This is a genomic window from Phreatobacter sp. GW821-FHT04C01 (assembly GCF_059420385.1).
On the sequence record NZ_JBWKTP010000001.1, the window covers coordinates 807,641 to 833,506 of the forward strand.

The 25,866-nt window shown below is 67.8% G+C and carries 25 protein-coding genes; 10 read left to right on the forward strand and 15 right to left on the reverse strand.

Going from position 1 to position 25,866, the window contains the following annotated elements:
• Positions 1–87: 87 nt before the first annotated feature.
• On the reverse strand, positions 88–2,274 hold the full coding sequence (recD2, locus tag AC07WJ_RS03795) for an SF1B family DNA helicase RecD2 (RefSeq protein WP_494933185.1): 2,187 nt from the start codon (positions 2,272–2,274) through the stop codon (positions 88–90).
• Between the two features lie 95 nt (positions 2,275–2,369).
• Between recD2 and AC07WJ_RS03800 the strand changes: the two genes are divergently transcribed.
• The 5 genes from AC07WJ_RS03800 to yddG all read left to right on the forward strand — a co-directional run bounded on the left by AC07WJ_RS03800 (position 2,370) and on the right by yddG (position 6,716).
• Complete coding sequence (locus AC07WJ_RS03800) at positions 2,370–3,128, forward strand: TSUP family transporter (RefSeq protein ID WP_494933186.1); 759 nt, start codon at positions 2,370–2,372, stop codon at positions 3,126–3,128.
• Between the two features lie 105 nt (positions 3,129–3,233).
• Positions 3,234–4,877: a Na/Pi cotransporter family protein gene (locus AC07WJ_RS03805; protein ID WP_494933187.1), complete on the forward strand. Its 1,644-nt coding sequence runs from the start codon at positions 3,234–3,236 to the stop codon at positions 4,875–4,877.
• Positions 4,878–5,091: 214 nt separating this feature from the next.
• Positions 5,092–5,304 (forward strand): cold-shock protein, encoded by a 213-nt coding sequence (locus AC07WJ_RS03810; protein WP_136959907.1) that lies wholly within the window; start codon positions 5,092–5,094, stop codon positions 5,302–5,304.
• A gap of 168 nt (positions 5,305–5,472) precedes the next feature.
• Positions 5,473–5,757, forward strand: a complete 285-nt coding sequence (gene infA, locus AC07WJ_RS03815; RefSeq protein ID WP_494933188.1) for a translation initiation factor IF-1 — start codon at positions 5,473–5,475, stop codon at positions 5,755–5,757.
• Positions 5,758–5,834: 77 nt separating this feature from the next.
• A complete protein-coding gene (gene yddG / locus AC07WJ_RS03820) occupies positions 5,835–6,716 on the forward strand; it encodes an aromatic amino acid exporter YddG (RefSeq protein WP_494933189.1) in 882 nt (293 codons plus the stop codon).
• A 24-nt stretch (positions 6,717–6,740) separates the two neighbouring features.
• Here the strand turns inward: yddG and AC07WJ_RS03825 are convergent, their stop codons facing one another.
• The 7 genes from AC07WJ_RS03825 to leuD are packed head-to-tail and all read right to left on the reverse strand — an operon-like array spanning position 6,741 to position 11,916.
• On the reverse strand, positions 6,741–7,502 hold the full coding sequence (locus AC07WJ_RS03825) for a GNAT family N-acetyltransferase (protein ID WP_494933190.1): 762 nt from the start codon (positions 7,500–7,502) through the stop codon (positions 6,741–6,743).
• Entirely contained in the window at positions 7,499–7,936 is a 438-nt protein-coding gene (locus AC07WJ_RS03830) for a cupin domain-containing protein (RefSeq protein ID WP_494933191.1), read from the reverse strand. The genes AC07WJ_RS03825 and AC07WJ_RS03830 overlap by 4 nt, the downstream gene beginning before the upstream one ends.
• A 6-nt stretch (positions 7,937–7,942) precedes the next feature.
• The gene (locus AC07WJ_RS03835) at positions 7,943–8,863 is read right to left on the reverse strand and encodes a prephenate/arogenate dehydrogenase family protein (protein ID WP_494933192.1); all 921 of its coding nucleotides are present in this window, start codon (positions 8,861–8,863) and stop codon (positions 7,943–7,945) included.
• Positions 8,860–9,972, reverse strand: a complete 1,113-nt coding sequence (gene hisC, locus AC07WJ_RS03840) for a histidinol-phosphate transaminase (protein ID WP_494933193.1) — start codon at positions 9,970–9,972, stop codon at positions 8,860–8,862. Before hisC ends, AC07WJ_RS03835 begins: the two co-directional genes overlap by 4 nt.
• Before the next feature lie 43 nt (positions 9,973–10,015).
• A complete protein-coding gene (locus AC07WJ_RS03845; protein ID WP_494933194.1) occupies positions 10,016–10,813 on the reverse strand; it encodes a chorismate mutase in 798 nt (265 codons plus the stop codon).
• Positions 10,814–10,864: 51 nt separating this feature from the next.
• Entirely contained in the window at positions 10,865–11,260 is a 396-nt protein-coding gene (locus AC07WJ_RS03850) for a RidA family protein (RefSeq protein WP_494933195.1), read from the reverse strand.
• A 50-nt stretch (positions 11,261–11,310) separates the two neighbouring features.
• A complete protein-coding gene (leuD, locus tag AC07WJ_RS03855; RefSeq protein ID WP_494933196.1) occupies positions 11,311–11,916 on the reverse strand; it encodes a 3-isopropylmalate dehydratase small subunit in 606 nt (201 codons plus the stop codon).
• A 128-nt stretch (positions 11,917–12,044) separates the two neighbouring features.
• Here leuD and AC07WJ_RS03860 point away from each other — a divergent pair, with 128 nt between their 5' ends.
• On the forward strand, positions 12,045–12,311 hold the full coding sequence (locus AC07WJ_RS03860; protein WP_494933831.1) for a BolA family protein: 267 nt from the start codon (positions 12,045–12,047) through the stop codon (positions 12,309–12,311).
• A gap of 20 nt (positions 12,312–12,331) precedes the next feature.
• Here the strand turns inward: AC07WJ_RS03860 and AC07WJ_RS03865 are convergent, their stop codons facing one another.
• The 5 genes from AC07WJ_RS03865 to AC07WJ_RS03885 all read right to left on the reverse strand — a co-directional run bounded on the left by AC07WJ_RS03865 (position 12,332) and on the right by AC07WJ_RS03885 (position 17,328).
• The gene (locus AC07WJ_RS03865; RefSeq protein WP_494933197.1) at positions 12,332–12,721 is read right to left on the reverse strand and encodes a methylglyoxal synthase; all 390 of its coding nucleotides are present in this window, start codon (positions 12,719–12,721) and stop codon (positions 12,332–12,334) included.
• 40 nt (positions 12,722–12,761) lie between these two features.
• Positions 12,762–14,045 carry an HlyC/CorC family transporter gene (locus tag AC07WJ_RS03870; RefSeq protein ID WP_494933198.1) on the reverse strand — a complete coding sequence of 428 codons (1,284 nt, stop codon included), beginning with the start codon at positions 14,043–14,045 and terminating at the stop codon, positions 12,762–12,764.
• A gap of 72 nt (positions 14,046–14,117) precedes the next feature.
• Entirely contained in the window at positions 14,118–15,254 is a 1,137-nt protein-coding gene (gene aroB, locus AC07WJ_RS03875) for a 3-dehydroquinate synthase (RefSeq protein ID WP_494933199.1), read from the reverse strand.
• Positions 15,251–15,841, reverse strand: a complete 591-nt coding sequence (locus AC07WJ_RS03880; RefSeq protein WP_494933200.1) for a shikimate kinase — start codon at positions 15,839–15,841, stop codon at positions 15,251–15,253. The genes aroB and AC07WJ_RS03880 overlap by 4 nt, the downstream gene beginning before the upstream one ends.
• 596 nt (positions 15,842–16,437) lie before the next feature.
• Positions 16,438–17,328: an HpcH/HpaI aldolase/citrate lyase family protein gene (locus tag AC07WJ_RS03885; RefSeq protein WP_494933201.1), complete on the reverse strand. Its 891-nt coding sequence runs from the start codon at positions 17,326–17,328 to the stop codon at positions 16,438–16,440.
• A 145-nt stretch (positions 17,329–17,473) separates the two neighbouring features.
• Between AC07WJ_RS03885 and AC07WJ_RS03890 the strand changes: the two genes are divergently transcribed.
• Positions 17,474–18,646, forward strand: a complete 1,173-nt coding sequence (locus tag AC07WJ_RS03890) for an NAD(P)/FAD-dependent oxidoreductase (RefSeq protein ID WP_494933202.1) — start codon at positions 17,474–17,476, stop codon at positions 18,644–18,646.
• Between the two features lie 31 nt (positions 18,647–18,677).
• The gene (locus AC07WJ_RS03895; protein ID WP_494933203.1) at positions 18,678–19,658 is read left to right on the forward strand and encodes a ketopantoate reductase family protein; all 981 of its coding nucleotides are present in this window, start codon (positions 18,678–18,680) and stop codon (positions 19,656–19,658) included.
• A gap of 65 nt (positions 19,659–19,723) precedes the next feature.
• On the opposite strand, the gene AC07WJ_RS03900 is transcribed toward AC07WJ_RS03895, so the two are convergent.
• Positions 19,724–21,217: a M81 family metallopeptidase gene (locus tag AC07WJ_RS03900; protein WP_494933204.1), complete on the reverse strand. Its 1,494-nt coding sequence runs from the start codon at positions 21,215–21,217 to the stop codon at positions 19,724–19,726.
• Between the two features lie 209 nt (positions 21,218–21,426).
• On the opposite strand from AC07WJ_RS03900, the gene AC07WJ_RS03905 reads away from it, so the two are divergent.
• Together AC07WJ_RS03905 and AC07WJ_RS03910 are read left to right on the forward strand one after the other, a co-directional pair.
• Positions 21,427–23,457 (forward strand): hypothetical protein, encoded by a 2,031-nt coding sequence (locus AC07WJ_RS03905; protein ID WP_494933205.1) that lies wholly within the window; start codon positions 21,427–21,429, stop codon positions 23,455–23,457.
• 140 nt (positions 23,458–23,597) lie between these two features.
• A complete protein-coding gene (locus AC07WJ_RS03910; protein ID WP_494933206.1) occupies positions 23,598–24,590 on the forward strand; it encodes a Bug family tripartite tricarboxylate transporter substrate binding protein in 993 nt (330 codons plus the stop codon).
• 31 nt (positions 24,591–24,621) lie between these two features.
• Here the strand turns inward: AC07WJ_RS03910 and AC07WJ_RS03915 are convergent, their stop codons facing one another.
• The gene (locus tag AC07WJ_RS03915) at positions 24,622–25,722 is read right to left on the reverse strand and encodes a TRAP transporter substrate-binding protein (protein ID WP_494933207.1); all 1,101 of its coding nucleotides are present in this window, start codon (positions 25,720–25,722) and stop codon (positions 24,622–24,624) included.
• Positions 25,723–25,866 lie beyond the last annotated feature (144 nt).

Genomic DNA, 25,866 nt, shown 5'->3' on the forward strand with positions numbered 1-25,866 from the left:
TGCAGTCTAGACCGGCCGCGCGGACAATGCTTCGGCGGCGGCCGAAACGTCGAAGAAGGCCGGATCGGTCCCGCGCGACCCGGCGCCTCAGGTGGTCAGCCATTCCCTGAGCTTGGTGGTGCGCACCTGTGACCGGCCGCCGCTGACGGCGATCTTCAGCGCGCGGGTTTCGCCGACCATGACGACCAGCGAGCGGCCGCGGGTCACCGCCGTATAGATCAGGTTGCGCGCCAGCATGGCGTAGTGCTGCATGGTCACCGGCACCACCACGGCCGGATATTCCGAGCCCTGGCTCTTGTGAATGGTGGTGGCATAGGCCGGCATGAGGTTTTCGAGCTCGGTGAAGGAATAGCTGACCTGCCGCCCGTCGAAGAGGGCGACCAGCTCGCCTTCCTCCTGGTCGATGCGCAGGACCGAGCCGAGATCGCCGTTGAACACGTCGCGGTCATAGTCGTTGGCGGTCTGCATGACCCGGTCGCCGGCGGCATAGGTCCAGCCGTAACGCTCGATCGAGCGGCCCTTGGGCGGGTTCAGGACCTTCTGCACCTCGATATTGAGATTGCGCGCGCCGAGCACGCCCTTGTTCATCGGCGCCAGGATCTGCACGTCGCGCATCGGATCGAGGCCGAAGCGGCGCGGGATCCGTTCCTTGACGATCTCGATGATCTTGGCGAGGCCGTCCTCGGGGGAGTTCATCTCGACGAAATAGAAGTCGCTCTGCACGCCGGGCTCGGGCAGTTCCGGCATCTCGCCGCGGTTGATGCGGTGGGCATTGGCGATGATGCGGCTCGCCTCGGCCTGGCGGAACACCTCGGTCAGGCGGGCGACCGGCACGAGGTCGGAAGCGATCACGTCGGCCAGCACCTGGCCGGGACCGACGGGCGGCAGCTGGTCGACGTCGCCGACCAGCAGCAGGGCCGAAGACGCCGGCAGGGCCTCGACGAGCGCCATCATCAAGGGCACGTCGACCATCGAGGTCTCGTCGACCACCAGCAGGTCGCAGTCGATCAGATTGTCGCGGCCGCGCGCGAAGGCGCCGAATTCCGGATCGATCTCGAGCAGGCGGTGAATGGTCTTGGCTTCGATGCCGGTCTGCTCGGTCATGCGCTTGGCGGCGCGCCCGGTGGGCGCCGCCAGCACCACCGAGACCTCCTGGCGGGTGAGGATCTTCAGGATGGTGTCGAGCAGCGTGGTCTTGCCGACACCCGGGCCACCGGTGATCACCGAGACCTTGGCGCTCAGGATGACGTTCAGCGCCTCGCGCTGCGACGGCGCCAGCGCCTTGCCGGTCCGCGCCTCGACCCGCGGCACTTCGGCCGACAGATCGATCCGGCCCCAGGGCGGTTGGCCGACGGTCAATTCCTTCAGCTTGTCGCCGATGACCTTTTCGGCGCGGTGCAATTCCTTGAGGAACAGATGCGGCTGGCCGCCGATCGTGTCGGCGATCAGGTTGCGGTTCGCCACCTCGCTGTCGGCGGCCTGTTCGATCAGCTCCTCGTCGGCATCGAGCAGGCGGGCCGCCAGCGCCACGGCGGCCTCGCGCGGCAGGCCGCAATGGCCGTCGTCGCGGGCTTCCTGCAAGGCGAAGCTGATGCCGGCGCGCAGCCGTTCCGGCGCATCGCGCTTCAGGCCGAGCGAGGTCGCGACCTGGTCGGCGGTGAGAAAGCCGATGCCACGCACGTCGCGGGCGAGCCGGTAGGGATCCTGGCGGATCAATCCGACCGCCTCCGGCCCGAGCGCGCGGAACACCCGCGTCGCCTGGCCGAGGCCGAGGCCGTGTTCCTGCAGGAAGACGCCGAGGTCGCGCACGATGCGGTCCTCGGCCCAGCTTTCGGTGATGCGCTTGTACCGGGCCTCGGTCAGCCCGGGCAATTCGCGCAGGCGATGCGGCTCGTTGTCGAGCACCTCGAAGGTGCGCTTGCCGAAAGCCTGGACGATCTTGTGGGCGGTGGCGATGCCGATGCCCTTGATGGCGCCCGACGAGAGGTAGCGCTCGATGCCGTCCCGGGAGGCGGGCGGGGCGGTGACCAGGGCGGTCGCCTTGAACTGCAGGCCATGGGTGCGGTCGTTCACCCAGCTGCCCTGCGCGGTCATCATTTCGCCGGCGGCCACCGCCGATGTCGTGCCGACGATGGACACGGGCTGCGGCCGCCCGCGCACACGCACCTTCAGCACCGCGAAGCCGGTCGCGGGCGAATGGAACGTCACGCGTTCGACGGTGCCGGTGAGCGTTTCGACCGGACTTTCAGACGACGAGGCAGCGCTCTCGCGCATGGGCGAATCGGGGACCACGATGGACGGGAAACTGAAGAGAGCCTAGAACGCCGCGCCGCATCCGTCCACGCGCTCCAGCCCTCCGAGCCCCATACATGGCCTTTTCGCTCGCCGATGTCAGCCTCGCCCAGGCGATCCTGGTGGCGGGCACGGCCTTCGGGGCGGCGATCGTCGGCGGCATGGCCGGCTACGGCACCGGGCTTCTGATGCCGCTGGTGCTGGTGCCCATCATCGGCGCCGAAAATGTCGTGCCGGTCATCGCGATCTCGGCACTGTTCACCAATGTCAGCCGGTTTCTCGCCATGCGGGCGTCCGTCGACTGGCGCAAGGTCGCGCTGATGCTGCCGGTTTCGGTGCCGCTGGTCGTGCTGTCGGCCTATGGCTTCACCCGGCTCGATACGCGCGGCGCCTCGATCCTGATCGGCGCCATGCTGATCATCCTGGTGCCGCTGCGCCGCCTGCTCGCCCGTGCCGGCTTCACGCTGCAGGGCTGGCAACTGGTGCCGGCCGGCGGCGTCTACGGCCTGGTGACCGGGGCCTCGACCGGCGCAGGCGTCATCCTGGTGTCGTTCCTGATGGCCGCCGGCCTGACCGGCCAGGCGGTGATCGCCACCGACGCGGCGATCTCGATCGTCATCGGGCTCGCCAAATCCGCGACCTTCGGTGTCAACGACGCCCTGCCGACGCCGCTCCTGCTGTTCGCGCTGCTGGTCGGTTGCGCGACCGTGCCCGGCGCCTTCGTCGCCAAGCGCATCCTGGAGGCGATGCCGATCAGCCTGCATACGGTCATGCTGGAAGCGGTGATCGTGGCCGGCGGTCTCGCCGTGCTCGGCCGCGGCATCGTCGGCGGCTGACGCGAGCGCTTGGCTGCCCTGCATCCGAGAGTTGCTCCGAACCGCATTGTCGTCGACTTTCGACGCCAGCATGATCGTTTCGGGCCTTGTCTTGGCGGGGGCTAGATGTCGGCGACCCAAGTCATCCTTCAATTGCTCGGCGATGTCGCGCTGCTGCTCTGGGGCATTCACATGGTGCATACCGGCATCATGCGGGCGTTCGGCAGCGAGCTCAGGCGCGTCCTGGCGATCGGCCTGAAGAACCGCCTGTCGGCCTTCCTGTCCGGCGTGGCGGTCACCACGGCCTTGCAAAGCAGCACCGCGACGGCCTTGCTCGCCACCTCGTTCGCCTCGGCGGGCGCGGTCAGCCTGGTCTCGGCCATGGCCCTGATGCTGGGCGCCAATGTCGGCACGGCGGTGATCGTCCAGGCCTTGTCCTTCGACATCACGCTGGTCTTCCCGGTGTTCATCCTGGGCGGCCTGGTGGCGTTCCGGCGCGGCAGCCGGACGCGGGTGCGCGATCTCGGCCGCGCCGCGATCGGCCTCGGCCTGATGCTGCTGGCGCTGCATCTGCTGGCCCAGGCCATGCACCCGGTGGAAGACGCGCCGGCGATACGCGAGCTGTTCGCGGCGCTGACCCGCGATCCGCTGCTGAATCTCGCGGTCGCCGCGCTGCTGACCTGGGCAGCCCATTCGAGCGTCGCCGTGGTGCTGTTCATCATGTCGATGGCCGCGGCCGGCCATGTCGCGCCGGCGGCGGCGCTCGCCATGGTGCTCGGCGCCAATCTCGGCAGCGCGCTCAATCCGGCGATCGAGGCGGTCGGCGACGATCCGGCCAAGCTGAGGCTAGCGGTCGGCAATCTCATGAACCGGATCGTCGGCTGCCTGGTGGCCCTGCCGCTGCTCGGGCCGATCGCACGCGAGCTCGGTGCCTGGGGGCTCGCGCCGGGGCCGATGGCGGCGACATTCCACCTCGGTTTCAACCTGATCGTCGCACTGGCCTTCATTGGTCTCCTGCCGGTCATCGCCCGCCTGCTGGTCCGCCTGTTCCCCGAGACGATCAAGGCCGGTGACCCCGGCGTGCCGAAATATCTGTCGGCCTCGGCGCTCGACACGCCGGCCGTGGCACTGGCCAATGCCGTGCGCGAGACGCTGCGCATGACCGATGTGGTCGAAGCCATGTTGCGTGGCTCGCAGGACGTGTTCCACACCAGCGACCGCAAGCGGGTGGCCGAGGTCGTGCACATGGACAACATCCTCGACCGGCTGCATGCGAGCATCGAGCAATATCTCTCAGCGATCGACGGCGAGGCGCTGACCGAGGCGGAGACCCGGCGGCTGTCCGACATCCTGGCCTTCGCGATCAATCTCGAGCATATCGGCGACGTCATCGAGAAGAGCCTGATGAAGCTCGCGGCCAAGCAGATCAAGAACCGGCTCGCCTTGCCGCCGGACGCGCTGGCCGAGATCGAACAGATGCACGGCCGGCTCCTGGAGGACCTGCAACTGGCGATCGCCGTGTTCACCGGCGGCGAACTGACGGCGGCGCGCAAGCTCGCCGAGGAAAAGGAGGTCTTCCGCAACCGCGAACGCGAGGCGACCGAGCGGCATTTCGCCCGGGTGCGCAGCGGCAATGGCGAACGCTATGAGGTCAGCGGATTGCACCTGGACATCCTGCGCGACCTCAAGCGCATCTCCGCCCATGTGATCGCAACCGCCTATCCGCTGCTCGAGCAAAGCGAGATGCTGCGCCAGAGCCGGCTCACCTGAGTACGCGACTTCGTGTCCGAATTGCGGCGGCTTGCCTTATTTCGGACTCATATCACTGTTACCTCACGTCTATCGAGTTTCGGCCGAACGACTTGGCCTGCACCGCGATTCGTCCGGTGCTCTGCTGACGACCTCCCTAACGTCGATGATTTATGCAGCGTTGTTTCGCGTCCGCATGTCTTAATACGCATACGTTCCTCGAAAGGACATCTACATGGCTACCGGAACCGTGAAGTGGTTCAACTCCCAGAAGGGCTATGGATTCATCCAGCCCGACGCTGGTGGGCCCGACGTTTTCGTTCACATCAGCGCTGTCGAGCGCGCTGGCCTTTACGGCCTCAATGAAGGCCAGAAGGTTTCCTTCGAAGTCGTCGCCGACCGCCGTACCGGCAAGTCGTCGGCCGACCAGTTGAAGGTCGCGGCCTGATCCCGACGCGCGATCGCCTCTTCACGCCTGCTACGGATGTACTGGCATCGAGAGGTTGGCGATCACGCGTCAATTTGATTACAAGGCAACCCTTGTCAGGGCGATTCTGTCGTCCTGGCCGGGGTTTTTTGTATCGCGTATAAGGCGCTGCCCACGGAGGGGCTTGCCATGGCGAAAGAAGACGTACTCACGTTCGACGGCATGGTGACCGAAGTCATGCCCGATGCCCGTTTCCGGGTGGAGCTCGACAATGGTCACATGGTGGTCGTCTATACGGCGGGCAAAATGAAGAAGAACCGCATCAAGACGCTGGTTGGCGATCGGGTGACGGTCGAAATGACCCCATATGATCTCGACAAGGGCCGGCTGGTGTTTCGCCACAAGGGTGAAGGCGCCGGTGCTCCGCGTCCGCCTGGCGCGCCTGCGCGCCGTCCGCCGCCGCGTCGGCGCTGATTGGTCCCTCCTTTCGAAGCCGTCGGTGATGAACGCCGGCGGCAGCGCGTCCGGCTGATCCGATCCCGGGCCGATCCATGTCCTCCCCCCGCTCCGCGACCTTGCTCGGCTTCGGCGCCATCGGCCTCTGGGGCCTGCTGGCGCTGTTCACCACCGCTTCGGGGCAGGTGCCGCCGTTCCAGCTCACCGCCATGACCTTCGCCATTGGCGGGGTCATCGGGCTTGTCGTCGTCGCCTTGCGGCCAGGGGGCTTGAGCCTCTTCGCCCAGTCGCCGACGGTCTGGTTTCACGGTGTCGCCGGGCTGTTCGGCTATCACGCGCTCTATTTCACCGCTCTGCGGTTCGCGCCGCCGGCCGAAGCCAACCTGATCAACTACACGTGGCCGCTGCTCATCGTGGTGTTCTCGGCTTTCCTGCCGGGGCACGGGCTCAAGCTCCATCACCTGATCGGGGCGGCCCTCGGGCTTGCCGGAACGATCTTGATCATTGCCGGGCGCGGCGGGCTCGGCAGTGGTTTCGAAGCCGGCCATCTCATCGGCTATGCCGCGGCCTGCGCCTGTGCGCTGGTCTGGACGACCTATTCGGTCACCGCGCGCCTTTTGCCCCATGTGCCGACCGAGGCGGTCGCCGGCTTCTGCCTGGCGACGGCCGTGCTCGCCGGTCTCTGCCATGCCGCCTTCGAGACGACGGTCTGGCCGGCGAGCCTGTCGGAATGGTTGGCCATCCTGGCGCTCGGCCTCGGCCCGGTGGGGGCGGCCTTCTATCTCTGGGACCGCGGCATGAAGCGCGGCGACATTCAGGTTCTGGGCGCGGCGAGTTATGCCGCGCCGGTGCTGTCGACGCTCGCCCTGGTCGTCTTCGGCTTCTCGCAGCCGAGCCTGGCGCTGGCCGGCGCGGTCGTGCTGATCGTGCTGGGATCGCTGATCGCTTCCAGGGATCTGCTGCGCAAGGCGCCCTAGGCGGCCGCCCGCCGTTCGAAGCGCTCAGCTCCTGGGCGGCCGGCGGCAGTGATAGCCATAGACGTCGGCATAGCCGAGCCGGGCATAGAGCGCGCGCGCCTTCTCATTGACGTCGCGCACCTGCAAATAGGCCGATTTGGCCCCCTTCGAGCGGCCCCAGTGCATCAGCGCGGTGACCATGCGGGAGCCGACGCCCTGGCCACGGGCGGCCGGGGTCACGGCGAGGTCGTAGAGCCCGACATAACCGCGCTCGGCGACGCCGAGGCCGTAGCCGACCGGCTCGCGGCCGATGAAGATGGTGGCGAAGGCGGCGTCGACCCGGATCGACGAAACGATCTCGGCGAGCACGTCGCGTTGCCAGTCGGCGAGTTCGTAGGCGCCGGCGGCGCCCTCGATCCAATCCACCGAGGGCTCTTCGGCGAGCACCACGGCGACGGCCGGTGCGCCCTGCAGCTTCACCCGCTCGGCGAGCGAGGCGACCATCACCTTGGTCGGGTCGAACAGCGTCCAGCCGGCGGCGGCAAGCGCCGCATCGACGCCCTCGGCGGCCAGCGGGGTGATCCGCACCATCGGCTCGATACCGGCCTTGCGATAGAGCGACTTCACCGCCTGGATCAGGTCCGCCGTGGGCAGGTCGGACGGAAACCACGGGCTGGCGGCATTGGCGCGCTTGGTATGGCCGCGCGCCATGCGCAGGAGCCAGCCGTCCATATGAATGGTCTGCAGCGCCGGCCAGGCATTGAACATCCGCTCCTCGAGGTCGCGGACGAGGGAGATGTCGGTCATGATCCAGGGTTCCAGCCGGGCGGGGCCAGCGTGAAGCCGGCGAAGTCGAAGCCGGGCGCGACAGTGCAGCCGACCAGGGTCCAGGCGCCGCGGCTCTCGGCCGCCTGCCAGTGATCGCGGGGCACCACGCCCTGCGGGCGTTCACCGCCGGCGAGATCGATGCCGAGCGTGGTCACCGTCACCGGCCCCTTGACGTCGGCGGCGATGGTCAAGGTCAGCGGCGCGCCGCCATACCAGTGCCAGATCTCGGTCGCGTCGACCCGGTGCCAGTGCGAGCGTTCGCCCTGGCGCAGCAGGAAATAGATCAGCGTCGAGGCGGCGCGGCCGCCGCCGGCCGGCGCGTCGCGGAAGGTTTCGCGGAAATGGCCGCCCTCGGGATGCGGCTCCAGGGCGAGCAGGCGAATGATCTCGTCGGCGGTCAGGTCAGGCGTCATCACGGCTCACTTGCGCGCGCGGCCGAAATCCGGGTCGGGCGTGTCCTGGTGCTGGTCGATGATCGAGCGCCGGATCGCGCGGGTGCGGGTGAACAGGTCGAACAGCTGCTCGCCCTGGGCCCAGCGGATATTGCGCTGGAGCGCGATCAGGTCCTCGGTGAAGCGTCCGAGCACTTCGAGCACCGCGTCCTTGTTGTGCAGGAACACGTCGCGCCACATGGTCGGATCGGAGGCGGCGATGCGGGTGAAGTCGCGGAAGCCGCCGGCCGAGAACTTGATCACCTCGCTCTCGGTGACCTGCTCGAGATCGGAGGCGGTGCCGACGATGTTATAGGCGATCAGGTGCGGCACATGGCTGGTGATGGCCAGCACCAGGTCGTGGTGGTCCGGTGCCATCACCTCGGTCTTCGACCCGAGCGCCTGCCAGAAGCCGGTCAGCCGCTCAACCGCCTGCGGGTCGGTGCCGGCCGGCGGCGTGATGATGCACCAGCGTTCGTGGAACAGTTCGGGGAAGCCGGAATCCGGGCCCGAATGTTCGGTGCCGGCGACTGGATGGGCCGGAATGAAATGCACGTCGGCGGGCAGGAACGGCGTCATCTGCGCCACCACCGACCCCTTGACCGAGCCGACATCGGAAACGATGGCGCCGGCTTTCAGATGCGGTGCGATGACCTCCGCGACCGCTCCGCAGGCGCCGACCGGCACGCAGAGAATGACCAGGTCGGCATTCTCGACCGCGGCCGCGAGATCGGTGGTGACCTCGTCGGCCAAACCGAGTTCCTTGACCCGTGCGACCACCGTCTCGGAGCGATCGGCCGCCACCACCGTGCCGGCGATGCCGAGGCCGCGGAGCGCGCGCGCGATCGACGAGCCGATCAGCCCGATGCCGATCAGCGCAACCCGCTCGAAGCGCAGCGGCGCGGTCACGCTCCCCTGGCCCCGAGGAACTCCTTGAGCGTCGCGACCAAATGCCGGTTCGCTTCTTCGGTGCCGATGGTCAGGCGCAGCGCGTCGGGCAGGCCATAGGCGCCGACCTTGCGCAGGACCAGGCCCTTGGACACCAGGAAGGCATCCGCGTCATTGGCGGTCTTGCCCGCGGCCTTGGGGAAGTGGATCAACAGGAAATTGCCGACCGACGGGGTCACCGTCAGGCCGAGCGCGGTCAGCTCGCTGGTCAGCCAGGGCAGCCATTTCTCGTTATGCGCGATGGCAGCCTGGACGAAGGGCTGGTCTTCGACCGCGGCGACGCCGGCATTGATGGCAGCGGCGTTGACGTTGAACGGCCCGCGAATGCGGTTCAGGGCGTCGACCAGGTGGTCCGGGCCGTAGAGCCAGCCGATGCGCAGCGCCGCCAGCCCGTAGATCTTCGAGAAGGTCCGGGTCATCACGACGTTTTCGTTCGAGGCGACCAGTTCCAGGCCGCTCTCGTAGTCGTTGCGGCGGACATATTCGGCATAGGCCGCGTCGAGCACCAGCAGCACCGACTTGGGCAGGCCGGCATGCAGCCGCTTGACCTCGTCGAAGGGAATATAGGTGCCGGTCGGATTGTTGGGGTTGGCGAGGTAGACGACCTTGGTCCTCGGCGTCACCGCCTGCAGGATGGCGTCGACATCGGTGTGCAGGTTCTTTTCCTTGACCACGACGGGCGTGCCGCCGGCGGCCAGGATGGCGATCTTGTAGACCAGGAAGCCATGCTCGGTGAAAATGCCCTCGTCGCCGGGGCCGATATAGGCATGGGTGATCAGCGACAACAGCTCATCCGAGCCCGAGCCGCAGATCAGCCGGGCGGGGTCGAGGCCGTAAAGCTTGCCGATCGCCTCGCGCAGCGCCGCGGAGGTGCCTTCCGGATAGAGCTCCAGCTTGTCGGCGACATGCCGATAGGCCGCGATCGCCTTCGGGCTCGGCCCGAGCGGCGTCTCGTTCGACGACAGCTTGTAGACCTTGTCGATACCCGGGGCGCCGGACTTGCCGGGCACATAGGCATCGATCGCCATGATGCCGGGGCGGGGAAGGGGACGCGTTGCGGCGGTGCTCATCGGAACATGCTCATAGGGCACGAGGACGTATCGAGACCCGAGATCAGGCCGCGACTGGCTTTGCGGTGTAGCCGACCGTGCGCGCGGCTTCAACAGCAAGGCCGGCAGAGACGTCACGCGCGATCTCGGCTTCGTCGGCGTCGCGCGGCCCCCAGGCCAGCACATGGTGGCCGCCGGCGGTGGTCGCACTGGCGAGCACCGCGTCGACGGGTGCCTTCGGCACCGCGGCAAGGGTGATGGCGACCAGCCGCATGTCGAGACCGGCGGTGTCGATGGAGGGATGGCCGATCACCACCGCCTGGGGCGGCCTCGGGCTCGCTCCGCGCGCGATCGCCGGTGCGGTCGCCATGGCGATCGGCTGGCCGGCAAGCCCGAGCTTGTCCCACCAGGGCGCGCGCGCCGGGCCGAGCCCGACCAGGCCCAGATCGCCGCGCTCGCGGGCGATCGCCGTGATGACCGAGGCGGGCGTCGAATGCTGCACCAGCGGCACGCCGAAACCGAAATGGAAGCGGGCGAGCTCGCGCGCGCCCTCCTGTTCGGGCCCCATCACGACATGCACCGAATGCGGCGCCTGGACATAGGTGAAGGTGGAGATGATCTGGCGCCAGATCTGCGCCACCAGCTCCACCGGCAGGCGGCCGTGATGGCGCTCGACCAGGCGGCGCACCACGTCGGCCTCGCGGGCGGGGCGGAAGGCCGAGCCGGTCTCGGCGGTCTTCTTGACCTCGATCAGCCGCTCGATGATCTGCCCGCGCTGCATCAGGAGCTCGTGCATGGCCGTGTCGATCCGGTCGATCTCGCTGCGGAGATCGGCGAGGCTCGGCGGTTTGGCTTGCGTCATGGCGGGACCGGAAGCTGGGATTGGCGCGGCTGAGGCGATAGCGCCGGCAGGTCAGCCGCGCGCGGCCGGAACCATGGCGGTGACCTCGATCTCGACCTTGATCTCGGGCTTGAGCAGCCCCGCGACCACCACCAGGGTGGCGGCCGGCCGGATCTCGCCGAAGATCTCACCGAAGATCGGGAAGACCTTTTCGGCGTCGGCGGCCTCGGTGATGTAATAGGTCGCGCGCACCACGTCGTTCAGCGACGCACCGGCCTCGGCCAAGGTCGTGGCGATGGTCTTGAAGCAGTTGCGGGCCTGGTCCTCGACGCCGGCGGGCAGGACCATGGTGGCATAGTCGTAGCCGGTGGTGCCGGCGACGAAGACGAAGCCGCCCTGGACCACCGCGCGGGAATAACCCGCAGCCTTTTCGAACGGCGAACCAGTGGAGATGAGACGCCGTTCCATCGATCACTCTTTCCGCGCCGGGGTCTCGCCGCCTGCGCTGCGCTGTCCGATCACATCCAGGGGCGGGCGGCGCCGACGGTCTTTTCGAAGTTGTCGATCGACTTCGCCTTGACCATGGTCAGGCCGATATCGTCGAGGCCGTTCATCATGCAGTGCTTGCGGAAGGCGTCGATCTCGAATTTCAGCGTGCCGCCGTCGGGACCGCGGATCTCCTGGCTCTCCAGGTCGATGGTCAGGGTCGCGTTGGAGCCGCGGTCGGCATCCTCGAACAGCTTCTCCAGGTCCTCGGGCGAGACCGTGATCGGCAGCACACCGTTCTTGAAGCAGTTATTGTAGAAGATGTCGGCGAAGCTGGTCGAGATGACGCAGCGGATGCCGTAGTCGAGCAGCGCCCAGGGCGCATGCTCGCGCGACGAGCCGCAGCCGAAATTGTCGCCGGCGACCAGGATCTGGGCCTGGCGATAGGCCGGCTTGTTGAGGATGAAATCCGGGTTTTCCGAACCGTCGTCCTTGTAGCGCGCCTCGGAGAACAGGCCCTTGCCGAGGCCGGTGCGCTTGATCGTCTTCAGATACTGCTTGGGGATGATCATGTCGGTGTCGACATTGATCGTTCGCATGGGCGCTGCGACGCCGGTCAGCGTGGTGAACTTCTGCATGGGGTTCCCCCTGAATTTCTGCAGCCGGATGTATCAGAGCCATCGGCGCTTGGGCAAGGCGAGGAATGCGCAGCGGGGTTGCGGCCAGGCGCAAGCTCGACGATATCCGGTTCGAACCGGAGATCATCATGACCGTGCACGCGACCATCGAGGCCAAGCTCACCCAGGCCTTCGCGCCCGTTTCCCTGGCCGTCATCGACGAAAGCGAGCAGCACCATGGTCACGGCGGCTGGCGGGAGGGCGGCGAAACCCATTTCCGGGTGAAATTGGTGTCGGCCGTGTTCGCCGGCAAGTCGCGGGTCGATCGTCACCGCATGATCAACCAGGTGCTCGACGCCGAGCTGAAGGGCCGCGTTCACGCGCTGGCGATCGAGGCGCGGGCGCCTGGCGAATAGGCCCTCCGCGGTTCCGTGCCTCAGGTCGTGCCGGCGATCAGGATATCGGCGGTGGCCAGATTGCAGGCCATCGGCACGTTGTAGACGACGGCGAGCCGGGTCAGTGCCTTGACGTCGACGTCGTGGGGATGCGGCGACAGCGGGTCGACCAGGAAGATCAGCAGGCTGATGGCGCCTTCGACGATCAGCGCGCCGATCTGCTGGTCGCCGCCGAGCGGGCCGCTCTTCATCAGGCGGATATCGAGCTCGGCGACTTCGCGTTTCAGCAGCGAGCCGGTCGTGCCGGTCGCGACGATCCGGTGCCGGGCCAGAACCGCGCGATGACGCGTGGCCCAGGCGACCATGTCGGGCTTCTTCTGATCATGGGCGATGAGGGCGATCGCCTGCTCTTGTCTCGGTTGCTCGCTCATCGGCTCCTGGGCCCTTGTCCCTGTCGCGGTTCCGGCCGGTTCAGCCTTGCCGCTCCAGTGGCGTGATCTTCAAGGCGGTGATGCGGTTGCGCTGCTTGCGCAGCACGTGGAAACGGAAGCCGTGGAAGGTGAAGGTCTGGCCGGTCTCGGGGATCGAGCGTGCCTCGTGGATGACCAACCCGGCAATGGTGGTGGCTTCCTCGTCCGGCAGGCGCCAGTCCATGGCGCGGTTGAGATCGCGGATCGGCACGCTGCCGTCGACATTGACCGAGCCGTCGGCCTGCGGCCTGACGCCGATGACCTGAACGTCGTGTTCGTCTTTGATGTCGCCGACGATCTCCTCGATGATGTCCTCGAGGGTCACCAGGCCCATCACCTCGCCATATTCGTCGACGACCAGGGCGAAATGGGTCTTGCGCCGCAGGAAGGCCTTCAGCTGGTCCTGCAGGCTGGTCGAGTCGGGCACGAACCAGGCCGGCAGCGCCAGGCTGGTCAGGTCGATCTTGCTGACGTCGCCATTGGCCGCCGCCATGGCGCGCAGCAGATCCTTGCCGTGCAGCACGCCGATGATGTTCTCCGGCGTGTCGCGCCACAAGGGAATGCGGGTATAGGGCGCGGCGAGCACGTCGCGCACCACCTTGTCGGGGGCGTCGCCCGCGTCGATCGTCACCATCTTGGTGCGGTGGACCATGACGTCGGAGACCGACAGGTCCTTCAGGTCGAGAATGCCGCCGACCATGTCGCGGTCGAGCTTCTCGAACGAACCTTCCTTGTGCATCAGGTCGACCGTGCCGCGCAGCTCCTCGGCACCCGACAGGACGCTCTGGTTCTGCTTGATCTTCAGGCCGAACAGGCGCAGCACGCCACGCACGATCGCCTCGATCGCCAAAAGCACCGGGCCGAGCACGGCGACCACCCAGGAGACCGGCCGGGCAATGGCCAGCGATACCTGCTCGGGGCGCACGATCGCCACCGTCTTCGGCATGACCTCGGCGAAGACAATGATCACCACCGACATGATGGCGGTCGCGTAGATCACGCCCTCGGCGCCGAAGAAGCCGACCATCAGGCTGGTGGTGAAGGAGGAGACGCCGATATTGACCACGTTGTTGCCGACCAGCATGGCGCCGATCAGCCGTTCGCGCACCTCGAGCATGCGGTTGACGATTCCCGCCCGGGCATCGCCGGAGGTCTCCAGCGCCAGCATGCGCGCCTTGGAGGTGGCGGACATGGCCGTCTCGCCCGCCGAAAAGAAGGCCGAGAGCATGAGGCTGACCACGATGATCGCCAGCGCCAGCCACGGGTTGATGATGATGTGGTCCATGATCTCCTCGGCCGCCGGGGAGGCGGCTAACCTCATTGCCCCGCGTGCCGCCGATCCCTCATCCGGCTGCCGCTAGCGGCGCGCGAGCTCTTCCACGAGGAACGAGCGCACGGCCGTCGGGTCGACGTCCCTGGCGATGAAGCTCCGTCCGATGCCGCGCGTCAGGATGAAGGTGAGCGCACCGCGCGTGACCTTCTTGTCCTGCTGGATCGCGGCCATCAGCCGGTCGACATCGCCGACGCCTCCGGGAATATGGGCGAGTTCGCTGGGCAATCCAACGGCGGTCAGATGCGATCGCATGCGCTCGGCGTCATCGGCGGCGCAAAGGCCGAGGCTGGCCGAGAAGCGATAGGCCTGCGCCATGCCGATGGCGACGCCCTCGCCATGGACGAGGCGGGTGCCGTCATACTGGGTGGCCGCCTCCAGCGCATGGCCGAAGGTATGGCCGAGATTGAGCAAGGCGCGGTCGCCGGTCTCGGTTTCGTCGCGGGCGACCACGGCGGCCTTGGCCCGGCAGGAGGTGGCGATCGCCTGGACCCGGTCGCGGCCGCCCTGGAACACGCCGCGCCAATTGGCCTCGAGCCAGCCGAAGAAGCCGGGGTCGTCGATCAGGCCGTATTTGGCGACCTCGGCATAACCGGCGCGGAACTCGCGGGTCGACAAGGTGTCGAGCACGTCGGTATCGGCCAGCACCAGGCCGGGCTGGTAGAAGGCGCCGATCAGGTTCTTGCCGTGGCGCGAATTGATGCCGGTCTTGCCGCCGACCGAGGAATCGACCTGGGCGAGCAGGCTGGTCGGCATCTGCACGAAACCCATGCCGCGCCGGACGATGGCCGCGGCAAAGCCGGCGAGGTCGCCGACCACGCCGCCGCCGAGCGCCACGACCAGGTCGCCGCGCTCCATGCGGGCGGCGAGCAATTGATCGACCACCTGTTCGAGCATGGCGAAGCGCTTGGTCGCCTCGCCCGGCGGAACGCTGATCCGGACATGGCGGATGCCGGCCTTATCGAGGCTCCGTTCGAGCGCCGGTGCATGCAAGGCCCCGACCGTCTCGTCGGTCACGATGGCGACCGCGCGGCCGGGAAAACGCGCGGCAATGGTCGCGCCAGCGCCGGCGATCAGGCCGGAGCCGATCAGGATGTCATAGGAGCGTTCGCCCAGCGCGACCGGGACGCTGGTGACGCTATCGGGCTCGGATGTGGCGCTCACGGCTGCTTCAACTCCTTAGGCGCCAGCAGCCGGTCGACCAGCACGCCGACCGCCTCTTCGACGATCTCTTCGTGCGAGGCCTCGCGCGAGACGATGGCGAGGTCGGCTTCGGCATAGACCGGGTAGCGTTCTTCCATCAGGCGGCGCAGCACCGCCTCCGGATCGGCCTGTTTCAGCAGCGGACGGTCGCTGCGCCGCCGGACCCGGCGCATCAGCACGTCGAGATCGGCCTTGAGCCAGAGCGAAATGCCGTGGGCGCGAATATTGGCGCGGGTTTCGGGGTTCATGAAGGCACCGCCGCCGGTGGCGAGCACTTGCGGGCCGTCCTTCAGGATGCGCGCGACGACACGCACCTCGCCGGCGCGGAAATAGGCCTCGCCATGCTTTTCGAAGATTTCCGGGATCGACATGACATGGGCCTTCTCGATCTCGTGGTCGGCATCGATGAAGGGCAGGCCAATGCGCTGGGCGAGCCGGCGGCCGATCGAGGTCTTGCCGGCGCCCATCAGGCCGACGAGCACGATCGAGCGCGCGCCGAGCGCGGCGCGCAGGCCTGTCGTGTCGATCTCGGCGGTCGTCGCGCCCATGGTGGTCCCCGTTTCGATACCCCTGTGTCACGAAGTGCCGGAGAGGGCAACGGGGCAGGCCGGCTAATCAGCTGATGCCAGATGTGCGGGGCGAGGTCCTCGGCGGTCGGGTCGGCCAAAGGCCGCGGCACGCGCGCGTCGCATGGACGTCGAAGTCGCCGCGGGGGTATCGCCTCACCTCTCCCTGCCAGGGAAGGTCGGCAAGCCGGCACTGGGAGAGGGGGAATTACGCATTCAGAACAAGGTTTTAGGCGTTTCGCATGGTGGCCGCTCGATTGGCGCGTCGCCCCCTCCCGGCCGGCTGACGTCGGCACACATCCTTCGGACGCGCCCGAATGGGTCACGCTTCGAAATTTCGCGCCGGAACCACCACTCCTTACCTCTCCCCGGCGGGGAGAGGTCGGCCGAAGGCCGGGAGAGGGGGAGTAGGTCTTTCCGAACAAGCTTTGCGCGTTTCGCATGGTGCTCACTCGGCGAGCGCCTCGCCCCCTCTCCCGACCGCTCGCTGCGCTCGCAGTCGACCTCTCCCCGCCGGGGAGAGGTGAAGAACAGTGGTTCCGGCGCGCGTTTTCGAGGAACGCTACCCATGCCGGTACCTAGGCCGTCGGCATCTCGCGGGCGGCGATGGCTTCGGCAATGGCGACCAGGCGACGCGCCATGTCGGCATGAAGGCGCTCGACCATGCGGCCTTCGACCTGCAGCGCGCCCTTGGCGGCGTTCTCCGGTTGCTCGAAGGCAGCGATGATCTTGCGCGCCCAGGCGACCTCGGCTTCGCCGGGCGAGAAGGCCTGGTTGCAGCCGGCGATCTGGTTCGGATGGATCAGGGTCTTGCCGTCGAAACCCATGTCGCGGGCCTCTGCGCATTCCCTGACGAAGCCGGCTTCGTCGGCAATCTCGTTCCAGACGCCGTCGACGATAACAAGGCCGTGGGCGCGGGCGGCGGCAAGGCAGGTCATCAGCCAGGAATTCATCGGCGCGCGGCCGGGCACCAGGCGGGCGCCGGTTTCCTTGGCGAGGTCATTGGTGCCCATAACGAAGCCGGAAAGCCTGGTCGATGGCTCGCGGGCGGCCGCGGCGATGGCCCCGGCATTCAGCATGGCGAGCGGCGTTTCCATCATCGCCCAGACCCGCGTGCGTGTCGGCGCGCCGGCCTTGGCCAGCGCCCGGCCGGCGGCGACCAGGTCGTCGCCGGTATTGACCTTCGGGATGAGGATGACGTCCGGCCCGGTCGCGGCGATCGCCGCGAGATCGGCCTGGCCCCAGGGGGTTTCCAGGCCATTGAGGCGCACCACGACCTCGCGATGGCCGAAGCCGCCGGCCGTCACTGCCGCTGCGACCTGTTCCCGCGCGGTCGTCTTGGCGTCGGGGGCCACCGCGTCCTCGAGGTCGAGGATGACCACGTCGGCCGGCAAGGTGCGGGCCTTGTCGAGCGCGCGGGCATTGGAGCCCGGCATGTAGAGAACGGAGCGGCGAGGGCGGTTCGACATGTTGGGCGATCCGGGAATTGGCGGGCGGTCCGAAAAGGCGCTATGCGCTGGGCGACTGGCCCAAGGCTAGCCGCCTAGCGGCGGCCGTGCCATCGTCCTTTCGCTTAGATTGATTTTGCTCTTCTGCTTCAGGGTTGTGCGGCGCGTGACTGATACGGATGTTCTGATCGTCGGCGGCGGGATCATGGGATCCTGTGCCGCCTACTTCCTCAAGAAAGAGCTGGGCTTCGCCGGCACGGTGCGGGTCGTCGAACGCGACCCGAGCTATGCCCAGTCGTCGACCACGCTGTCGGCCGCCTCGATCCGCCAGCAGTTCTCGACGCCGGAAAACATCCGGATGAGCCGGTTCGGCATCGAGATCATCCGCGGCCTGAAGCAGCGTTTCAGCCCGGATGCCGATATCGGCTTTCACGAAGGCGGTTATCTGATCCTGGCGAGCGAGACCGGCCGCGGCGTGCTCGAAGCCAATTGGCGGACGCAGAGCGCGGAAGGCGCCGACATCCTGCTCTTGTCGCCGGAGGAGCTGAAACAGCGCTTTCCGTGGCTCAGCACCGACGAATTGGCGGCCGGCGCCTGGGGGCGGACCGGCGAAGGCTGGTTCGACGCCGCCATGCTGCTCGACCTGTTCCGCAAGGCGGCGCGCGAGGCCGGCGCCGTCTATCAGAAGGCCGAGGTCAAGAGCCTCGTGCGTGACGGCAGCCGGATCACCGGGGTGACGCTTTCCGACGGCGAACGGGTGACCTGCGGCACCTGCGTGCTCGCTGCCGGCGCCTGGGCCGGGCGGCTTGCGCAAGACGCCGGCATCGCGCTGCCGGTCGAGCCGCGCAAGCGCACGGTGTTCGTGGCGAAATGCCCGGCGTCCTTCGCCAACATGCCGCTGATCGTCGACCCCTCGGGGGTCTGGATGCGGCCCGAGCGCGACCTGATCATCGGTGGCTGGGGACCGGGCGAAAACGATCCGGATCCGGCGGCTTACGGTGATTTCGAACCGGATCATGACCAGTTCGAAACCTATGTCTGGCCGGCCTGGGCAACCCGCATCCCGGCGCTCGAAGAATTGCGCCTGATCCGCGCCTGGGCGGGGCATTACGATTTCAACACGCTCGACCACAACGCGATCCTCGGGCCGCATCCGGAAATCGGCAATCTGCAGTTCATCAACGGCTTCTCCGGTCACGGATTGCAGCAGGCGCCCGCCGCCGGCCGCGCCGTCGCGGAACAGATCATGTTTGGCGGCTACCGGTCGCTGGATCTGTCGGTGTTCGGTTACGACCGCATCATCCGCGGTGAACCGGTGCTGGAATTGAACGTTATCTGATCGCGCGGCAGGGCCGCCGGGAGAGCTTCACATGAAAGTCTGTGTCTATGGGGCCGGCGCCGTCGGCGGCCATCTCGCGGCGCGTTTGATCGCCAAGGGCGATGCCGAGGTTTCGGTGGTGGCGCGCGGGGCGCATCTCGCCGCGGTCCGCGACAACGGCCTGTTCCTGGAAACCGAGGGCAAAGTCATCGGCGGCAAGCCTTTCGCCGCGACCGACGATCCCGCCGAACTGCCGCCGCAGGACCTGGTCGTGCTGTCGCTGAAGGCGCCGTCGCTGCCGTCGGTGGCCAAGCCCCTGCGCCGGCTGCTGGCGCCGAGTGCCGCCGCCCTGTTCTTCAACAACGGCATTCCCTGGTGGTGGCGTTACGGCATCGACGACGGTGGCTCGCTGGCGCTGCTCGATCCAGGCGGCCTGCTGTGGCGCGAGCTCGGGCCGGACTGCGTGCTGGGCGGCGTGGTCTATTCCTCCAACGCCTTGAAGGAACCGGGCGTCGTCACCCATTACGGCGCCAACAAGTGGATTATCGGCGAACCGACCGGCGATCGTTCGCCGCGGGCGGAGGCTGCGGCCGAATTGTTCGAGGCGGCCGGCCTGAACGCGCCGGTCTCCGAGGATATCCGCCGCGACATGTGGGAAAAGCTGTTCCGCAACGTCGCCGGCAATCCCCTGTCGGCGATCACCCGCGTGCCGACCGCCGAATGGTCGACGGCGCCCGGCATCGGCGAGGTCGGGCGCGGCCTGATCAACGAGACGGTCGAGGTTGCCCGGGCGCTCGGCTGGGATTTCGGCGACAGTGTCGATGCCGCGACGATCGTCAATCCGCCTGCCGGGCGCGCCGGCGGCCGCTCATCCATGCTGCAGGATGTCGAAGCAGGCCGGCCAATGGAGGTCGAGGCCATTGTCGGCCAGGTCCAGGCCTTCGGCCGCGAGGCCGGCGTCGCGACGCCGACCATCGATGTCATCCTGCCGCTGCTGCGCGGCCTCGACGCGGCGATCCAGCACAAGCGCTGACACCGCGACCGGCGCGGCTCCCGCGTCGGTCGGTCAGGCATTGGACCGGTTACGCGTTTGACATGTTACCTATTGGACATGGGCCGGCGGCGGACGTTCGGGCGCAGATGCTCGAACGGAATGACGCCGGTATCGTCGAGGGCCGCGCCGGGCGAGGCGCCGACCACCACGCTGTCGGCATAGGGCTGCCAGTCGCCGCGGAAATGCACCGAGCTCTTCAGCACGACCACCTTGTAGCCGGTAATGTCGACGCCGAGATGGGTGCAGACCGCGATGCAATGCGGCTGCTGGCGCACCGTGCCGACCACCACGTCGATGCCACCGATCCGGAGCCAGGCGGACGGCCCCATATGGATCGGCTGGCCGCCGACCATCGGGCCGGTGCCGGTGAACCGGCCATCGGAAATCGCGATGACCTCGGCGGAGGCCGATAGCGGCTCCTCGCCCGGGCCCGTGCCATGGGCGGCGAAGGTGACGGCGATGGTCTGCCCGATGCCGGCCTGATGCGCCTTCGCCGCGATGGCCGGCTCATGGAACAGGGCGGCGAGCGCGTTCTCGGCCTTGCGGGCGATCAGCGCTTTCAGGAAGCCGGTGGTGATCGACGAGCCGCCGGCGCCGGGATTGTCCTGGGTGTCGGCGATGATCACCGGTTTCGACGCCGAGGCGGCGCGGGAAAAGGCGGTGTCGAGGGCCTCGTCGCGCGGTTTGGCGAGGTGTTCGAGGAAGGCTGCCTCCGAGCGGATCACCGCCTTGGCCAGCCGGTCGACGGCCGCGTCGACCTCGGCCTGGTTCGCGCCATAGCCAATGACGGTGGCGCCCATGTCGAAGATGTCGGCCGAGGGGAAGCCCGGGCAAAGCGACAGGTGCACGCCGGTTTCCGCCTCGATCTCCTCGAGCAGCGCGTAGAGGCCTTTCATCGGCTCGATCATCGAGCAGCCCGAGGCGATCGGGATCAGGAACGGCATCTGGCGGAAGGCGCGGGCCGGCCTGGGTCCCCAGGCGCGCACCGTGTCGAACCAGCGGCCGACGCGCTGGCCGGTCTGCAGCCAGTCGATATGGGGATAGGTGCGATAGGCCGACATGAAGCTGGCATTGTCGACCATCAGCTGGGTCACATTGGCATGCAGGTCGAGCGAGGCGACGATGGGCACGTCCGGTCCGACCAGCCGGCGCACCCGGCGCAGCAATTCACCCTCGGCATCCTCGATGGTCTCGGTGGTCATGGCGCCATGCAGCTCCAGGAACACGGCGTCGGGGGCCGCGTCGGCGATATCGGCGAGGAGATAGGCCGAAGCGCGCTCGAACACGCTGTCGGCAACCCGGCCGGAGGGCTGGGCAAACGACCAGGACAGCGGCACGATCGTGTGGCCGGCGGCGATCGCCACATCCATGAAGCCGGTAATGGCGATGTTGAACGGCGCGAATTTGGCCGGAATCGTGTCGCCGCGCGTGAAGCCCGGCCAGGCGCCGGCCTGGTTGAAGCTCGCCCAGCCGGTCGGCTCAGGAACGAAGGTATTGGTCTCGTGCATGAAGCCGCCACAGGCGATGCGCATGGTCATGGATGTCTCGCGGGTTGAACCTGGCGGCTATTGGTGGCCGATTGCGGTCACGCCGTCATCCCCGGACTCGGGCTGGTCTGCGATGCGGCGGCGGCGGGGCCGGCAGGGTTGCCGGTTCGCGCTTGCCGGCGCCCGGCCGCGTTTCCCGTTTGAGGGCGGCGCATCCCGCCGGTAAGCTCGGTCGTGACGGGAGAGTTGTCTGGAGCCGGATGCCACATATTCACGTGACGGGTACGGAGCGCCGCTTCAATGTCGTCGTGGCCGTGGAAGACCGCGGCGAATGGCGCATGTTCCTGCCTTTCCCGGCGCACCGGGTCCGGCGGGCCGCACCGGTCGGCACGGACCGGTTCGTCTGCCTGTCCGAGGCGGGTGATGTCCGCCTCATCGATCATCGCTCCGGTGCGGATGTCGCGCGGGCCACCGTCCGACTGCGCGGCGGCGAGAACATTCTGGTGGTCGAGCGGTCGGGCATCATCGTGCTCTACGATGCGAAGCCCTATTTCTCGTCGCTCGACGCGCCGCACAGCATTCACATTCTCAGGGCTGACGATCTCGGCACGATCGCCACGGGCGATGCGATCAGGCTGTCGACGGATCGATCGACGGGACGTTTTGTCGGGCGCGAGGCGGAGCCGGCCGAGGCCGGTGAGCTGATCGGCCTGCGGATTCGCGGCCGGATCGTCGAGGATACGGCCGGGCGGCTCGGCTTCGTCGGCGAGATCGGCGCGCGGCATGCGCTGTTCCGGATCGATGGTGCCGATCTGTCGGTGAGCGTCACGCCGATCCCCGAGGGCGCCATGCCCTGGCAGTGGTTCAGCCCGAGCGGGGGCCATGCTCTCGCGCCTCACATCGGCAGGCCGTTCGCAGCCGACGATCTCGATGGCGCCGGGGCCGGCCAGGAGGCCTTTCTCGCGGGTTATCACGGCAATAAGGGGACACTGGAGCTCTGGGCGACCGCGCCGCCACGGCTCGTGCGGCTGATCAGGACGGGTGCCGGACTGCCGCCCGATTTTGTCGGCGATGTCGTCTGGGAACCGGATGAAACCGGCTTCTGGGCCAAATTTGTCGGAAATTCACGCCGTATTGGGTTCCAACGCGTCGGTCTCGATGGATCGCTGTCGCCTGCCTTCGGTTTCGACCGGTTCCGCGACAAGAGCTATCCGGTCACGCAGGACATCGCCGACGTCGCGGATCCGGCAGAGGTCGAGGTCCGGGTCTTTGCCGATTCGAGCTTCATCCAGCGCGCATGGTGCACCGAGCCGCTGCCGTTCAGGCTGATCGGGGAGCAGGAGGATGGTTTTCGCCCGGACACCGCTCCCTATCCGCCGGAGGCCGCGGTCACGCGCTTCCTGGCCCGATCGGCGCGCCCGCATGTCGTCATCGTCAGGGATTTTTCGGCGTCCGCCGTGGCGGATGTGCTTCGGCAGCTGGCCGGCGACATCGGCGAGCGTCTCGGCGATCTCTGCCAGGACGACGTGCTGGAATTGTCGTTCAAGGTCGGCCGGCGCACGCTGACCGAGACGCGGTTTTTCGGGCGGCTGGCCGCCGACCATGTCGATGTGGCCGCGGAGCTTCGCCAGCTCCTTCTGGCCTATCTTAGAGCCCAGCCGGCGGTGGTCGAGGCGAAGCAATTGTTCCGGCAACTCTGGGGGCCGGAAGGCCAGGGTGCCCTTGGTCCGGCCATGCAGGCGCTGCTTCGTCTCGATCCCGCCGCTCATGACGTCTTCCGCACCTATCTGGCTCTGCGTGACGGCGAACACGAGACGCATTCGACCGACGTGATCATGAAGGACTATGTCGCCGCCACCGGCTGGCGGGACCGCGCCATGATCGGTTTCGGCATCTATTTCGCGCTGATCCGGCAGAGGGACGGCCGAGAGGCGCTGTTCGGCGGGCTTCTCGACGAATATGGGCTGGTCGAGGCCGCCGCAGCGATGATCGGCGCCGATGAGTTCGCCGCTCTCATCGTCGCGGAGATCGACCGGTTCGTCGTCGTGCCAGGGTTGGACCGCGGCGACGGGACGGACCTTTATCGTGCGCTTCAGCCGAGCCTCGAGACGAGCGACTATGGCCTGGCGGTTCTGGCCGCGCTGCCGTCCGCGGGCGGCCCGGTCCTGGCGCGCCGGGAGGCGGAACAAGGGGTCAATCCCGACTTCCTGGCTGCCGTCGCCGTGCGTGACGAGGAGACGCCGAAGGCCGCGCGGCCGTGGTGGGCGCGCCTGTTCGGCCGGCGGACCTGACGGCGGGCCGGGCGGCACCGGCGATGCGATTGCGATGGGGCTGCGTTCCCCGGTTGCCGCTGGCGGCCAGGGCCCGGGCTGATAGCCTTCGCACCAGGCCGCCCCGCAGAGGCAGCAACCGATGGTGGGGGGAGACGTTCATGGCGAAACGGTTCTGGAGTGAAGGGCCCGTGGCGACGCGGCGGTCGGTGATGGCGGGCATGCTGGCGCTCGCCTCCGGGCGACCGGCGCTGGCGGAGGATTATCCGGCCGGCCGGCCGATCCGGGTGGTGGTGCCGTTCGCCGCCGGCGGCGGCACCGACGCCGTGACCCGCATCGTCGCCGAACATGCCGCCAAGGCCTGGGGCACGGCCATTGTCATCGAGAACAAGCCCGGCGGCGGCACCATGATCGCCTCGCAGAGCGTCGCGGCGGCGCCGGCCGACGGCTATACCGTGCTCGCCATCTCCAACAGTTTCCTGGTCTCGCCGATGCTCGCCGAGCAGGCGCCTTATGATTCCGAGCGTGACTTCACCGCGGTGGCGCTGCTCGCCTCCAGTCCGCATGTCCTGGTGGTCAATCCCGCGGTGCCGGTGCGCAGCCTCGCCGAGCTGACGTCCTGGGCCAAGGCCCATGCCGATACCGCCAGCTTCGCCTCGTTCGGCCGCGGCGCCTCCAACCACCTCGGCTTCGAGGTGCTGAAGCGCCGCCTCGGCGTCGAGATCGTCCATGTGCCCTATGGCGGCAGTGCGCCGGCGATGAAGGATCTGCTCGGCGGCCATGTGCCGATGATGCTGGGCGACCTGCAGAATGTCCGCGAGCAGGTGACCGCCGGCACGCTCAGGGCGGTCGCGGTTGCCAACGAGACGCGGCTCGCCTCGCTGCCGGATGTGCCGACGATTGAAGAAGCCGGCATATCGGGTTTCACCTCGAAGTCGTGGTTTGGCCTGGTGATGCGTGCCGGCACGCCCGCGCCGATCGTCAGCCGGTGGAACGCGGCGGTGCGGGCCGCCCTCGACGATCCCGCGATACGCGCCAAGCTGGAACCGCATGGCGTGACGCTGAGCAACACGACGCCGGCCGAGTTCGGCGCCTTCCTGCGCAGCGAGGCGGCCAAGGCGGCGGACGCGATCCGCCTCGCCGGGTTGAAATGACGGCGAGGCGGCGGAGGCGGGAGGGCCCCGATCAGTCCCGGTCCCAGCGCTGTTGCTGGGCCGAGACCGCCATGTAGTCGTAGTAGAAATCGGAAATGGCCCAATAGGCCTGGCTGTCGCGGTGGAAGGCGGCCTGGTGTTCGTAGATCTTCTTGAACGCCGGGTTCTGCTCCGACATCTCCTTGTAGAGGTCGAGGGCGATCTTGTAGCTGGCGCGCAGGATGTCGTTCGGCAGCGGCCGCAATTGCGCGCCGGCGGCGACCAGGCGGCGCAGCGCCGGCGGGTTCAGCACATCGTATTTGGCCTGCATGTCGTGGCCGGCCATGGCCGCGGCGGTCCGCAGGATGGTCTGGTAGGTCTTGGGCAGGGCCTTCCACTTGTCGAGATTGAAGAAGAAGCTGAGTTCGGCGCCGCCCTCCCAGAAGGCCGGGTAATAATAGTAGGGCGCGATCTTCACGAAGCCGAGCTTCTCGTCGTCATAGGGCCCGACGAATTCGGCGGCATCGAGCACGCCGCGCTCGAGCGCCGGATAGATGTCGCCGGCGCCGAGCTGCTGCGGGATGACGCCGAGCTTCTGCAGCACCGTGCCGCCCAGGCCGCCGATGCGCATCTTCAGCCCGCTGAGATCGGCCCTGGACTTGATCTCCTTGCGGAACCAGCCGCCCATTTGCGTCCCGGTATTGCCGGCCGGCAGGTTGTAGAGGCCGAATTTGGCGTAGAACTCGTTCAGCAGTTCGATGCCGCCGCCGCGATAGAGCCAGGCGTTCTGCTGGCGGCTGTTCGGCCCCCAGGGGATCGCCGTGCCGAAGGCGAAGCCGGTATCCTTGCCGATATAGAAATAGGAACCGGTCTGGCCCATCTCGACCGTGCCGTTGCCGACCGCGTCGGCGACCGCCAGCGCCGGCACGACCTCGCCGGCGGCGAAGACCTGGATCTTGAAGGCGCCGTCGGTGGCGTCCGAGACCAGTTCGGACAGGAAGGTGCAGGCGCCATAAAGCGTTTCAAGCGATTTCGGATAGCTCGAGGTCAGTCGCCAGGTGATGCTCGGGGTGCCTTGAGCAATGGCGGGGCTGGCGACCGCGACGGCGGCGCTGCCGATGCCGGCGGTCTTGAGAAAGGCGCGGCGCTTCATGGGGCGTTTCCTCGGGCTCGGTGTGATTCTTCTGGTTGGGGCGGGACGTTAGCGCATGGCGCGGCCCTGGCGAGCCGCTTCGTCGCGTCCTTCGCAGAGATACGTACGGGCCCGAAAGCAAAAGGCCGCCGCGGATGCGACGGC